The sequence below is a fragment of the Pantoea sp. S62 genome (assembly GCF_016658625.1).
In the GTDB taxonomy this organism is placed as follows: Bacteria; Pseudomonadota; Gammaproteobacteria; order Enterobacterales; family Enterobacteriaceae; genus Pantoea; species Pantoea vagans.
Genome location: NZ_JACVVI010000003.1, coordinates 365,627 through 379,150, shown reverse-complemented (window position 1 = coordinate 379,150; position 13,524 = coordinate 365,627). Strand labels below are relative to the sequence as shown.

Here is a 13,524-nt window from a genome sequence, read left to right as displayed (position 1 = left end):
CGCTGTACAGGATTGATGCCCGATCTTTGATATCTGCCACGGTTACCGTTTCGCTTATTCATTTCGCCATTGCCATATTTGTGAAATATTAATTTCTTATGGTATCCATCGGGCTAAGCCTGGCAACACAGGCAGGAGAGGGCGCTGGCTGCCCGCGTACTTTATTCGCAGGTGCAGTTGTAAACCCCACGGAACAGGCAATGTGAGCTTTCTGGCAAATATGTGCGCAGGCGCGCCAGGGCTTTAAAAATGGCTTGCCATTATTTTTGGGATATGTGATAACAATTCGTGGGTTAAACGAGGTACAGTTCTGTTTATGCATGGCATCTTCAGTAAAGAAGTACGAGTAAAGACGTTGACGTTGAATACCGCTTCCTTGCCGAACCTTAATTAGTGCCTCATGCAGTAATGTCTCTGGTTTTTCTGTAAGACAGCCTTCGGGCTAAATAAACATCTAAAGGAATTTGCAAAATGGCAAAGATTAAAGGTCAGGTTAAGTGGTTCAACGAGTCTAAAGGTTTTGGTTTTATCACTCCTGCTGACGGCAGCAAAGATGTGTTCGTACACTTCTCTGCTATTCAGGGCAACGGTTTTAAAACCCTGGCTGAAGGCCAGAGCGTTGAGTTCGAAATTCAGGACGGCCAGAAAGGCCCTGCAGCTGTTAACGTCACTGCTATCTGATTCGACTCCACCTCGGTGCAATGCACCCTGACATGGAATCTTAAAGCCCTGGCTCTTCAGTCGGGGCTTTCTTTATGCTTCCGATGCGTAAACGTTAAGGTTACACTGCGCCGCGTTATCTGATGCCGGAGCACCCTATGTCCCTGATTTGCCCTCTTTGTCACTCTCCACTGACCCTCACCGACCGCAGCTGGTGCTGTGAAAACCGCCATCAGTTCGATCAGGCGAAAGAAGGGTATGTCAATCTGCTGCCCGTTCAGCATAAACGATCGCGTGAACCGGGTGACAGTGCAGAGATGATGCAGGCACGACGGGAATTTCTTGAGGCAGGCTATTATCAGCCGCTACGTGAGCAGGTAGTCAGCCTGCTTGCGCCGGTGCTGAATCAGCCGGAGTGCAAAATCCTGGATATCGGCTGCGGTGAAGGGTACTACACCGCCGCACTGGCGGAGGCGGCAGACAGAGACGCTGAGATTTATGGCCTGGATGTTGCCAGAATGGCCATCCGGCTGGCGGCTAAGCGCTATCCTGCAGTACGTTTCTGCGTGGCTTCCAGTCAGCGCTTACCCTTTGCCGATCAGTCCCTGGATGCGATTGTACGCATCTACGCACCCTGCAATGAAGCAGAACTGGCTCGCGTGCTGAAGCCGGGTGGCATGGTGCTGACGGTCACGCCAGGCCCGCATCATCTGCAGCAGTTCAAAGCGCTGATTTACCGCGAAGTGCAGCTACATGTGCCGGAACAGAAAGATTATCCTGGCTTCCGGCAGGTAGCGCAGCATGCCCTGCGTTATCCGATGGCATTAACCGGCGCAGCCGCGACGACCCTGCTGCAGATGACGCCCTTTGCCTGGCGGGCGCGTGAAGACGTCTGGCAAACGCTGCAGAAGAGTGAGCAGTTCAACTGCGATGCTGATTTTACCCTGACAATGTGGCAGCGCGACTAGCGAGCGTCAACCAGCGTATTGTAGATGCGCTCCAGGTCGTCGAGTTGCTGCACGGCAATCAGCAGACGGCGTTGTTCCAGCTGAATCACCAGAATGCCATCCTCAGAAAGATTCATGCCCTGAATCCGCCGGTAATCGATCCAGACACCGGCGTAAAACAATCCCTCATTTTTCATCAGCAGCATGGGTTTGCGCAGCCAGAAGAGCCAGAACGCCACAAAACTCAGCACCATCAGCAGTGAGGTAGTGAGCTGTGGGCCGTGATGACTGACATTGTTCCACAGCAAAATCAGCAGCAGGCCGATGAAAATCAGGCTATCGAGTTTATGCTGTCTCCGCAGCGTTACCCGTAAGCGGGCCGGTCCGTGCCGACGCGGCAGAATCGCCTCATGGTAAACGGCAAATCCCATCAGGGCGGCGATACAACACGCAATCAACGCGTCAGTTAAAGACATCACTTCTACCTCAAACAGGGTGAGCTCAGCCAGTTGTGGCTCAGCTCACCACGCTTAAAAGCCGGGAGCAGAGGCTCCCGACAGGATGAAATTACAGACCGAGCAGGCCGATCCAGTAACCAAAGATACCGATGGCAAAGAAGCCGACGATAATCCACAGCGCATTCACTTTACGGCGTAACAGCCACATACAGCCAAAGGTCAGCAGCAGCGGCACAATGCCTGGCATCAGCTGATCGAGGATTGACTGTACCGTAGTGACGGTGGTTTTGCCGGTTGAGTCAGTAATGCGCGACACCACCAGCGGGATGTTGACGTGCGTCCACTTGTTGACCAGCGCCCCCATGACAAACAGCCCCAGAATCGAGGCGCCCTCCGTGAGCTTCTGCAGGAAACCGCCGCCCATGTCGCTGACGATGTCGATCCCTTTGCGATAGCCATACGCCACGCCGTAGTAGCGGGTCAGCAGACGTGCCAGGTTAAACAGTACAAAGAACAGCAGCGGACCCAGCAGACTGCCGCTCATGGCAATACCGGCACCCAGTGCGGCAAACACCGGACGTACCGTACCCCAGAAGATCGGGTCGCCAACACCGGCCAGCGGTCCCATCAGCCCGACTTTCAGGCCGTTAATCGCACCGTCGTCGATAGGTGCGCCGTTGGCACGCTGCTCTTCCATCGCCATGGTAACGCCCAGTACCGGCGCGGCGACATAAGGATGGGTATTGAAAAACTCCAGATGACGTTTTATCGCCTGCCTGCGCTCATCGTTATTCTCAGGATAGAGACGGCGGATGACCGGCACCATTGAGAAGCAGAAGCCCAGCGCCTGCATACGCTCAAAGTTCCATGAACCCTGGAAAAGGTTAGAGCGCAGAAAGACGGCGCGGACATCACCGGGGGTCAGTTTCTTTTCAACTTTCGTCATATCAACCATGTGATCACCTGTTCCTTAATCGAGTTCGTTATCAAGATCGTTTGCGGTTGCAGCACCCGTGGGTGCGCCCGCCACACGGTTGTATTTCGGGCTGAGCTGAATGTAGAGCACCGCCATCACCACGCCAATCACGCCCAGCGCCACCAGGTTGAAGTTGGTGAAGGCCGCGGTAACGAAGCCGAGGTAGAAGAACGGCATCAGATAGCCTGCGCGCATCATATTGATGACCATCGCGTAACCGACCACCACAATCATGCCACCGGCGATATTCAGGCCGTTGGTGACGACTTCAGGAATGGAACTCAGCAGCGCATGAACGGCACTGGTGCCGACCGAAATCGCCACAATCAGCGCCGGGATGGCGATACGCATCGCCTGTAACAGCAGGGCAGAGACATGGATCCAGGAGATGGCCGTAAGGTTGCCTTTCTCGGCAGCTTTATCAGCCGCGTGCTGGAAGGCCACGGTGAGCGTACGCACGATAATAGTCAGCACCTGTCCGGCGGCAGCCAGCGGAATCGCCAGTGCAATACCGGCCCCCACACTCTGACCGCCAGCGATGACCAGGATAGTCGAGATGATAGAGGCGAGGGCGGCATCAGGGGCAACCGCCGCACCGATGTTCATCCAGCCCAGTGCAATCATCTCCAGCGTACCGCCGATGATAATACCGGTTTTCATATCACCCAGTACGATACCAATCAGCGTACAGGCGACCAGCGGACGGTGAAACTGGAACTCATCCAGAATCGACCCCATACCGGCAATACAGGCGACAATAAAAATCAAAATAATTTGTAGCGAGGTTATTTCCATCATACTTCTTGTCCTCAGCAGGATAATCAGGAGCCCGGAAACGCAGGCGCAGAAGTGCTTCTGTTACGCGTTTACTTTCGCAATCAGATCCATCATTTTCAGTTTTTGATCGCTGGAAACTTTACGCACTTCCAGTTCAATATTGCGTTCATTGAGTTTGCGGAATGCGGCGATATCTTTTTCATCAACCGAGACCGCATTATTGACCTGGGTTTTTCCCTGGCGGAACGCCATCCCGCCGATGTTGACCGTTTTAATATCGACACCCTGTTCAACTACGCGCAGGACATCGGTGGGGTTGGTAAACAGCAGCATGACGCGATCCTGACCATACTTCGGGTTGTTCCACACCCGCACCATTTTGTCGACATCCACCACATGGGCCGTCACGCCGGGCGGCGCGACCTGCGTCAGCAGGGTTTTGCGCACGTGATCGTTGGCCACTTCATCGCTGACCACGATAATACGCTGAACGTTAGTCTCTTTAGTCCAGCGCGTCGCGACCTGTCCATGAATCAGACGGTCGTCAATGCGCGCCAGCCCGATCTTCATGTGATCACCAGGCGCCATTGGCTTAGCCGGTTGTGCCGCAGCGGCCGGTTTCACCGCAGCCGGTGCCGGTGCTTCTTCTTTCGCTTTCAGGGCTTTGACCCCTTCACGACCGGTCTCCACCGCCACGGCGACCAGTTCGTCAAATCCGGGGTCGTCATCGCGTGCCATCAGGGTTTCGACCAGCATCGGAATATTGACCCCGGCGATGACCTCATAGTGTGGCTTGTCGACAACAATGCGGCTGGCCGCATTGAACGGACTGCCGCCCCAGGTATCGACCAGAAAAAGAACCCCCTTGCTGGTATCCAGTTCTGCCAGTCGTGCCTGATATTTTTCAATCAGCGTTTCTGCATTTTCACCGGGGACAAAGTCTATCCAGCCGATATTCTCCTGCTCGCCTAACAGCATTTCTGCTGTCTTCAGCAGTTGTTCCGCTGCCCAGCCGTGTGTACCAATTACTATCGCAATGGTCACGTGCTACCTCCGTTCGCTAGAGATGCTCATCTGAGTAAATGAACTGTATTGAGACATGTTTTGATTATCTGTTTAACCCGATCATTCGACTTTCTGATATAGCGCCGAAAAAACAGGGGTTAACTTCATCAAGGCGGTAAAGTCGCGATTTATTTTAGTGATCGAAAAAATAAATTATGTGATGTCTGTCAGCTATTCACCCCGTCAGGTGGCGCTTTACCTTTTTTATGCGCCCGATCATCCGTTATGCAGATTGTAAAAATAAGAAAATTTTTTGACGCAATTTACCGACCTGATACATTAACGTTCTGTTTATTACTCAGGAGTAACGGGCTTCAGCCCACCTTTATGGATCGTCACCGACGTCGCTTAATCTGTTCTTTGCGCCTGCTGGCGCGTCACCTTTCGCCTCGCGGCGTTTTCACCGCTTTCCCGACTACCCGGATGTCACGCTTCGCTGTGCTGACAGGCACCGGCTCGATCTGTTCCCTGTTCTGGAGTCATAAATAATGGAATTTTTATTCGACCCCTCAATCTGGGCGGGTTTACTGACGCTTATCGTGCTGGAAATCGTACTCGGTATCGATAACCTGGTGTTTATTGCTATCCTGGCCGACAAACTGCCGCCAAAGCAGCGTGATAAAGCACGTCTTATTGGCCTGTCGCTGGCGCTGGTGATGCGTCTGGGCCTGTTGTCGCTGATCTCCTGGATTGTCACGCTGACCACGCCTCTCTTCAGCGTAGGCGGTTTCAGCTTTTCCGGACGAGATTTAATCCTGCTGTTCGGTGGTTTCTTCCTGTTGTTTAAAGCGACCATGGAGCTACACGAGAGGCTGGAGAACCGTCAGCTTGATGGTTCCGCAAATCGGGGATATGCCAGTTTCTGGGCAGTGGTATTGCAGATTGTAGTGCTGGACGCGGTCTTCTCACTGGATGCGGTGATTACCGCCGTGGGTATGGTGAACCACCTGCCGGTGATGATGACTGCCGTGGTGATTGCCATGGGTGTGATGCTGCTGGCGTCTAAACCGTTAACCAACTTTGTTAACGCGCATCCGACCGTGGTGGTGCTCTGTCTGAGCTTCCTGTTAATGATCGGTCTGTCGCTGGTGGCAGAAGGCTTTGGTTTCCATATTCCGAAAGGTTACCTCTATGCGGCGATTGGCTTCTCGATTCTGATTGAGCTGTTCAACCAGATTGCACGTCGTAATTTTATCCGCCATCAGTCAAATCGTCCGATGCGTGAGCGTACCGCAGAGGCGATTCTGCGCCTGATGGGCGGCCGTAACCGCGCGCAGACGGCCAGCAATGGCAATAGCAGCAGTAACACCAGCACCAGTGAAGAGTCGGCGCTGACGGAAGCGATGCCGCAGGAAGCGTTTAAAGATGAAGAGCGTTACATGATTAATGGCGTGCTGACGCTGGCTTCCCGCTCGATTCGCAGCATTATGACGCCACGCGGTGATATCTCCTGGGTTGATGCGAATCGTCCGGTAGATGAGATTCGCGGTCAGCTGCTGGATACGCCTCACAGCCTGTTCCCGGTCTGCCGGGGTGAACTGGATGAAATTGTTGGCGTGGTGCGCGCCAAAGAGCTGCTGGTGGCGCTGGAGAAGGGTGTGGATGTGGCGATCTTCGCAGCGAATACACCAACCATTGTGGTGCCGGAGACACTGGATCCGATCAACCTGCTTGGCGTGCTGCGTCGTGCTAAAGGCAGCTTCGTGATCGTCACCAATGAGTTTGGCGTGGTGCAGGGTCTGATTACCCCGCTGGATGTGCTGGAAGCGATTGCGGGTGAATTCCCGGATGAAGATGAAACGCCTGATATTGTTGCAGATGGCGATGGCTGGTTAGTGAAAGGCGGAACCGATCTGCACTCGCTGCAGCAGTTACTCGACTTCCATGAGCTGGTCGATCCAACAGAAGATCACGCCTCGCTGGCGGGCCTGCTGATTGAGCAGAAAGGGCAGTTACCGCTTCCCGGCGAGGTGATTGATATCACGCCGCTGCACTTCCAGATTATCGAAGCGACGGATTACCGTATCGATCTGGTGCGCGTCACCAAAGATAAACCGCATGACGAGGAAGAAGAGGGGTAACGCTTCACGTTGTTACCGAGGCGCTGCCGGTATCACCGGCCGCGCTGAATCTCTCTGACAGCCGCTGCTGAAACGCCGCGGCTGTTTTTTTATGTGCGGGGAGTCGTATCAGGGCGGCGCGGCGCTGACGCGGCAGTTAACGGCGGGCATCAGCCTGATGCAGCGTCAGCCAGGCTGGAAAGTCTTCCAGCGGCATCGGGTGGGCAAAATAGTAGCCCTGCAGATGATCCACCCCGCGTTCGCGCAGATAATCCGCCTGTTCAGCCGTTTCTACCCCTTCTGCTACCAGACTGATATTCAGGCGCTGGGCCAGCGAAATCACCATATCCGTTACCGTGGCGTTAATGGCATCCGTACCGATAGCCGCTGTGAAAATCTTGTCGATTTTGAGCACGTCTGGCTGCAAATCTTTCAGGTAGGAGAGCGAGCTGTGACCGGTGCCAAAGTCATCAATCGCCAGCCGGACGCCAATGTCGTGCAGTTGTGTAATCACTGATTGATCGACGACCGGCAGGGCATCCCGCTCAGTGAGTTCTACTACCAGTTGCGGCACCGGACTGGCAGGCCACCACAGGTTCTGCAGATCGTCCAGAATGGCACGGTCGCGGAAATGACTGGCGGCCACATTGATGGCGATATGAAAGGCGGGATCATCGGGCAACTGCGGCAGCTTTCTCACCACCTCGTTCAGCACAAAGCGCGTCAGCGGCTTGATCAGGTTTTGGCGCTCGGCCAGCGGAATAAAGACATCCGGTGCGATCCAGCCCTGGCGGGCGTTATGCCAGCGCAGCAGCAATTCTATACCGTCACACTCGCCGCTTTTGCTGTTGATCAGCGGCTGGCAATAGACCATAAACTCACGGGCCGTAATGCCATAGCTGATTTGCCAGCTGAGGCTCATGCGATTTGCCGTTGCCAGCCAGATAATGTAGCCCATCAGCAGGCTCAGCAGCAGCGCCAGCGGCAGCTGTGAGGGAAGTGTCGCCAGCGCCAGCCGTGTCGGCGAAGGGCCATAGAGGGTGAGCGTAAACGGGTAGCGCAGCGAACCCTGCTCGTAACTCACTTCGTCATCTGCCGGCACCGTTGGTTCTATCAGCGGATTGCCATACTCTAGGCTCTCACCATTAACATTAAACACAGCGCGTTCAACCCAGGGCAACTGAGGCTCCAGCAGGTAGTTACTCATCATTTCAATGTTGATGACCTGCAATATTCCCGAACGGTTATCCAGGCTTTTTGGCGTCCACAGCAGTAAAACCGGCGAGCCTTTCAGCAGATACTGATCGGTTGAGAGGGTCATACGCTGGCTGTTGAAGGCAAGGTCAGGATAAGTCTGGCTGAAAGGGATAGTGCGCGGGCCGTAAATACTGGAGCAGTAAAGCATGTCGTTTTCGACCAGCAGAATGGCACGTACCGTCTGCAGAGAGGAGATTTTTTCGACGAGCGGAAAACGCACGTCCTGACAGGGAACGCCCACCAGCCCCAGCGTATTATTGGCTGAAACCTCCAGCGGTGAAAACATCCGGTCAAACCGCATAATCGCTTTGTCGGCGAAATCCATCGCCTGCTGTTCAATACGTGACTTCTCTTCGATGTAGCGAAAGGCCAGCGTTAATATCAGCACCACGGTGGCGATTGACAGTGCGATCAGCAAACGCTTGCGTCTGAATTGTCCAACAAATTGCTGGGCCATAAACATCAGTATCCACCTTCCCAAAAAGCCAGAAAAAAGCAAAAAATAACGGGGTTAGTATCGGCACGGCCAGGTCAATATTGAGGCCGGAATGTAGAAAAGCGGGTCTGGAAAGCTGCGCAGACCGGACGGCTGCGCGGAAAACACTCTACCGTTTAAACCTGCGCTGAGATAGCGCAGGATGCGGATTTTATTACGTTTGCACGTTATTTATGCGATTAAACGTTTCGCTTAATCACACTGAACTTTAATCGCCAGACCGCCACGGGAAGTTTCACGGTATTTCGCGTTCATATCCTTGCCGGTCTCATACATGGTCTCAATAACCTTATCCAGCGAGACGCGGGGTTCACTGGTGCGACGAAGTGCCATACGCGCCGCGTTAATGGCTTTAACCGAGGCGATAGCATTACGTTCAATGCAGGGAACCTGAACCTGACCGGCCACGGGGTCGCAGGTCAGTCCCAAATTATGCTCCATGCCAATTTCAGCGGCGACACACACCTGTTCCGGGCTACCCCCCAGCAGCTCTGCCAGACCGGCAGCCGCCATCGAACAGGCGACACCCACTTCACCCTGGCAGCCCACTTCCGCACCCGAAATAGAGGCGTTCATTTTGTACAGCACGCCTATGGCGCCCGAGGCGAGGAAATAGCGCAGGAAAATATCAGGCGTCACCGGCTCGATAAAGTGATCGTAGTAAGCCAGCACCGCAGGCACGATACCGCAGGCACCGTTCGTCGGCGCCGTGACCACACGGCCACCTGCGGCGTTCTCTTCGTTGACCGCCAGCGCAAACATATTGATCCAGTCGATAACAATCATCGGATCGCTGGAGTGCTTGGTGGAGGAGGTCAGCAGGCGACGCAGGGAGGCGGCACGACGGGGCACGCGCAGCGGGCCTGGCAAAACGCCTTCAGTATTCAGACCGCGATCGATACAGGCCTGCATGGTCTGCCAGATTTTGGTGAAATAGGCATGAATCTCGTCGCGGCTGTGCAGTGCCAGCTCATTTTTCATCACCAGGCCCGACAGTGACAGGCCGGTTTCGCGACAGTGCGCCAGCAGATCTTTGGCGGAGTGGAACGGCCAGGGCACAGAGACCTCATCCAGTGCCGACTGACCGAAGTGCTCTTCATCCACAATGAACCCACCGCCCACGGAGTAGTAGGTTTTCGACAGGATCAGCAGGTCGCCCGCAAATGCCAGCAGGCGCAGGCCATTTTCATGCAGTGAGAGGTTCTCACTGCGGAACACCATGCCGCCTTCGCGCGGGAAATCAACTTCATGCGCGCCTTTTGCCAGCAGCAGACGCTCACGCTGTTCAACATCTTTAATAAATGCGGGAATGGCATCGATATCTACCGTGTCCGGCGATTCGCCAGCCAGACCCATAATAATGGCGATATCCGTGTGATGCCCTTTGCCGGTCAGCGACAGAGAACCGTAAACATCAACGGCGATCCGGGTGACCTCCTGCAGCTTTCCCTGTTCGCAGAGCAAATCCACAAATTGTTTACCCGCTTTCATCGGGCCGACAGTATGCGAACTCGAGGGGCCAATGCCCACTTTGAACATGTCGAAAACACTAATCACAGGTGACACTCCTCACATTTATTCTCAGTCTGCCGGGGCAGTTTATGGCGCCCATAGTAATGGTCATGCACCGGAAAAGAGCAGCTTTTCGCATGAAATAAACTTATCAAAACTGATAGAAAAAATTATAGCTCAGCCCGGCAGCTCGCTGACGGGCTGGAAGGGAGAAAAAAAAGTAGAAAGGTCTCAGAAGGCGATCTGCGTACTCAGTGAACGGATAATCCCTGCTGTCATGCCCCACACCAGATAATCCTGATAGCGCGACAGCCAGACCGGATGGCGTACACCCGCCCGATGCACCTCCAGCGCGCTATAGCGGCTGAGCTGCAGTGCCTCAGCCAGCGGCATCTCGAAGGCACTGCTCACCTCATCCGGATTAATCGTTAAGCGCAGATCGGCCGGAATAATGCCCAGCACCGGTGTTACCTGAAAGCCGGTGCTGCTGGTGACGGCGGGCAGCGCGCCTAATATCTCGACCTGCTGTGGATCGATACCGACCTCTTCCTGCGCCTCACGCAGGGCGGTGGCGATCAGCGAGGCATCGGTGTCATCCTGCATCCCGCCAGGAAAGGCGACCTGTCCGGCGTGTTTCCGCAGGGCGTGTGAGCGCTGCGTCAGCAACAGACCCGGTTCGTGACGGGCTACAACCGGCACCAGCACCGCGGCATGACGTCCGGAAAGACGCTGCGTGCTGCGGGCCGGCTGCTGCAGGAGAAAGCGGCTGCGGAAAACCTCAAGCGTCAGTGCCAACTGAACCTCCTGTCTGTTCCAGAGCCGGTAAAATCCGGCTGACTTTGTCGAGCGTTTCCTGATACTCCGCTTCAGGATCGCTGTCTGCCACCAGCCCGCCACCCGCGGCACAGTAAAGCTGCTGGCCTTCGGCAATCAGTGTGCGGATCGTGATGCTGGTATCCATCCGGCCACACAGGCTGAGATAGCCGATACTGCCGCACCAGGCATTGCGCCGCTGCGGCTCCAGCTCATCAATAATCTCCATCGCCCGAATCTTAGGCGCACCGGTTATCGAGCCGCCCGGAAAACAGGCGCGCAGCAGATCGGTGGCCTGCAGGGTGTCAGGCAGCTGCGCCCGCACCGTGCTGACCAGATGATGGACGGCGGGGAAGGGTTCAACCACAAACAGTTCAGGCACCGTGACCGAGCCGGGCAGCGCCACGCGGCCAATATCGTTGCGCAGCAAATCGACAATCATCAGGTTTTCAGCCCGATCTTTCTCCGCATGACGCAGTGCCTCAGCCTGTTGCGCATCCGCAATCGGATCGGCACAGCGTGGCCGGGTGCCTTTAATTGGTCGGGTTTCAATCTGGTTTTGATTCAGCGACAGAAAGCGCTCCGGCGACAGGCTGAGGATCGCACTTTCCGGCAGGCGCAGAAACGCGCTGAACGGCGCGCGGTTAGCCGCGTTAAGCAGAGTAAACGCCTGCCACTCATCACCCTGATAACCGGCCTGAAAACGCTGCGCCAGGTTAACCTGGTAACAGTCACCGGCCTGAATATAGGCCTGAACCGCAGCAAAACGCGCGGCGTAATCGGCATAGCTCAGATTAGAACGCCAGCCGCTGGTCAGTGAAAAAGGCACGGCTTCACGCGCGGGCCACTGCGCCAGCCAGGCGGCGCGCGCCTGAGCGTCATTTAAGGCCACCAGCGTCAGGGTTTGCTGATGATGATCGGCAATCAAGGCCCAGTCATAGATCCCCACGGCCATGTCCGGGGTTGTAAGATCGGCTGCGGCTTTTTGGGGCAGCAACTCAAACCGGCGGCCCAGATCATAACCAAACAGGCCGAGCGCACCGCCCTGAAACGGTAGCGCTTCGCAGGCCGCAGGCGTCACGCCCAGCGCATCACATTGTTGCTGCACCAGCAGCAGGGGATCCGCGGCCGATTCGGACGTGCCGGTCGTGTCGCTGATGGTCGTGATCGGCCCGCGGGTCACCAGGGTGGCGCGGGGATCGGCCGTCAGAATATCGAAGCGGTTGTCGCTGTGGCTGGCCTGCGCGGAGGAGAGCAGCATCGCCCACGGCAGATGGGCAAGGGTGGCAAAACGCTGTGTCAGCGCATCCGGGGTATAATCAAGCGTGAGGGTTTCAACAATCATCGGGCAGACAAATCAGCAGGCAAAGAGGCGGTCAGACTGACATATTTTTTCCCGACTGGCACCTGTTAGTTCCGCATGGGATACTGTCGGCCCCAACGCAGGAGTAGAACATGTTTATTGGATTACCGGCTCTCTCACATGAGCAGCAACAGCAGGCCGTCGAACGTATTCAGGAGTTAATGACGGGTGGTTTATCGAGCGGTGAAGCGATCGCCCAGGTGGCGCAGGAAATCCGTCAGAATCACAAGGGCGAACAGATTCGGGCGTTATTCGACGACGAAGATGAAGAAAACGAAGAGGAATAACACCCGACGTCTTTAGCGTGCAGCGATGATTTTAATTTCGATTTTGTACTTTGGATTCAGCAGCCCGGCCTGAACCGTACAGCGCACTGGCGCATTGCCCGGTGAGACCCAGGCGTCCCAGGCGCGGTTCATGGCGGGGAAATCAGCCTTATCCACCAGAAAGAGCGTGGCATCAAGGATCTTACTTTTATCGCTGCCGAGCCGGGTCAGAATGGCATCAATCACCGCCAGCGCGTTAGCGGTCTGCGCTTCTGCGTCAGCCTCCAGATTCTCAGGCACGCTGGTGTAATAGATGGTGTCGTTATGAATAACAGCTTCGGACATGCGATGTTCCGGGTCAATGCGGGTAATACTCATCGGTTTCTCCCTGGTTAAGTGCGCATTAGCCTGGCACACTCCCGATACTGCTGTCACCCCTTACGGCCCTCTCGCCTTACAGGCAGCGCTCAACAATCGCCTGTCTGTCTGCCATCACATCCGGGGACATCCGGAAGGTCGTGAAATATTTCACCTCCGCCCCTTTCCTGTGGGGTGAGACATCCGCAAAAATAGAATCTTCCCAGGTGAAGACGCTGATCTCACTGCCGGCAGGCTGGGTGTGAGTAGTGTTATCCCGGGCAATAACGCGGGTGGTGGACCAGCCACGATAAATACAGTCGCTGAGCTGAGGGACGGTACGGGTGCTTTGACCCTGAAAAACGGGTGGCTGCAGACGAGCCTGATCAGGCGTGGGAGCCTGGCAGCCACAAAGTAGCAGCACGCCAGCCAGAGAGCCGATGCGGTAATAGTTCATAACATGCCTCCGCCTGAGTCAGGCAGTCGGGTTAAGGCCATCTGCATAACACCGCCTGAA

14 protein-coding genes are annotated in these 13,524 nt (G+C 55.4%); 4 read left to right on the top strand and 10 right to left on the bottom strand.

Going from position 1 to position 13,524, the window contains the following annotated elements; translation table 11 throughout:
- Positions 1–471 precede the first annotated feature (471 nt).
- Positions 472–681 (top strand): transcription antiterminator/RNA stability regulator CspE, encoded by a 210-nt coding sequence (cspE, locus tag IBT54_RS06880; RefSeq protein WP_003852684.1) that lies wholly within the window; start codon positions 472–474, stop codon positions 679–681.
- A gap of 137 nt (positions 682–818) precedes the next feature.
- Complete coding sequence (rlmA, locus tag IBT54_RS06875; RefSeq protein ID WP_201251865.1) at positions 819–1,628, top strand: 23S rRNA (guanine(745)-N(1))-methyltransferase; 810 nt, start codon at positions 819–821, stop codon at positions 1,626–1,628.
- Here rlmA and IBT54_RS06870 read toward each other — a convergent pair.
- The 4 genes from IBT54_RS06870 to manX form a co-directional block, all read right to left on the bottom strand.
- Positions 1,625–2,083 carry a DUF986 family protein gene (locus tag IBT54_RS06870; RefSeq protein WP_201251864.1) on the bottom strand — a complete coding sequence of 153 codons (459 nt, stop codon included), beginning with the start codon at positions 2,081–2,083 and terminating at the stop codon, positions 1,625–1,627. The two genes, rlmA and IBT54_RS06870, sit on opposite strands and share 4 nt — an antisense overlap.
- Before the next feature lie 91 nt (positions 2,084–2,174).
- Positions 2,175–3,020, bottom strand: coding sequence for a PTS mannose transporter subunit IID (locus IBT54_RS06865; RefSeq protein WP_033783289.1), 846 nt, complete (start codon positions 3,018–3,020; stop codon positions 2,175–2,177).
- Between the two features lie 15 nt (positions 3,021–3,035).
- Positions 3,036–3,836: a PTS mannose/fructose/sorbose transporter subunit IIC gene (locus IBT54_RS06860; RefSeq protein WP_033733019.1), complete on the bottom strand. Its 801-nt coding sequence runs from the start codon at positions 3,834–3,836 to the stop codon at positions 3,036–3,038.
- A 63-nt stretch (positions 3,837–3,899) separates the two neighbouring features.
- The gene (gene manX, locus IBT54_RS06855; protein ID WP_095707096.1) at positions 3,900–4,862 is read right to left on the bottom strand and encodes a PTS mannose transporter subunit IIAB; all 963 of its coding nucleotides are present in this window, start codon (positions 4,860–4,862) and stop codon (positions 3,900–3,902) included.
- Positions 4,863–5,371: 509 nt separating this feature from the next.
- Between manX and IBT54_RS06850 the strand changes: the two genes are divergently transcribed.
- Complete coding sequence (locus IBT54_RS06850; protein WP_201251863.1) at positions 5,372–6,964, top strand: TerC family protein; 1,593 nt, start codon at positions 5,372–5,374, stop codon at positions 6,962–6,964.
- Between the two features lie 136 nt (positions 6,965–7,100).
- Here the strand turns inward: IBT54_RS06850 and IBT54_RS06845 are convergent, their stop codons facing one another.
- The 4 genes from IBT54_RS06845 to pabB all read right to left on the bottom strand — a co-directional run bounded on the left by IBT54_RS06845 (position 7,101) and on the right by pabB (position 12,366).
- Complete coding sequence (locus tag IBT54_RS06845; protein ID WP_201251862.1) at positions 7,101–8,663, bottom strand: EAL domain-containing protein; 1,563 nt, start codon at positions 8,661–8,663, stop codon at positions 7,101–7,103.
- 225 nt (positions 8,664–8,888) lie between these two features.
- Positions 8,889–10,253, bottom strand: a complete 1,365-nt coding sequence (locus IBT54_RS06840; protein WP_033783286.1) for an L-serine ammonia-lyase — start codon at positions 10,251–10,253, stop codon at positions 8,889–8,891.
- 186 nt (positions 10,254–10,439) lie between these two features.
- Positions 10,440–11,003 carry a CoA pyrophosphatase gene (locus IBT54_RS06835; protein ID WP_135908516.1) on the bottom strand — a complete coding sequence of 188 codons (564 nt, stop codon included), beginning with the start codon at positions 11,001–11,003 and terminating at the stop codon, positions 10,440–10,442.
- Positions 10,987–12,366, bottom strand: coding sequence for an aminodeoxychorismate synthase component 1 (gene pabB / locus IBT54_RS06830; protein ID WP_195858024.1), 1,380 nt, complete (start codon positions 12,364–12,366; stop codon positions 10,987–10,989). The genes IBT54_RS06835 and pabB overlap by 17 nt, the downstream gene beginning before the upstream one ends.
- 110 nt (positions 12,367–12,476) lie before the next feature.
- Here pabB and IBT54_RS06825 point away from each other — a divergent pair, with 110 nt between their 5' ends.
- Positions 12,477–12,671, top strand: coding sequence for a YoaH family protein (locus IBT54_RS06825; protein WP_013358092.1), 195 nt, complete (start codon positions 12,477–12,479; stop codon positions 12,669–12,671).
- Positions 12,672–12,683: 12 nt separating this feature from the next.
- On the opposite strand, the gene IBT54_RS06820 is transcribed toward IBT54_RS06825, so the two are convergent.
- Both IBT54_RS06820 and IBT54_RS06815 read right to left on the bottom strand, forming a co-directional pair.
- Entirely contained in the window at positions 12,684–13,028 is a 345-nt protein-coding gene (locus tag IBT54_RS06820; protein ID WP_013358091.1) for a RidA family protein, read from the bottom strand.
- Positions 13,029–13,104: 76 nt separating this feature from the next.
- Entirely contained in the window at positions 13,105–13,464 is a 360-nt protein-coding gene (locus IBT54_RS06815) for a hypothetical protein (protein ID WP_013358090.1), read from the bottom strand.
- Between the last annotated feature and the right edge of the window lie 60 nt (positions 13,465–13,524).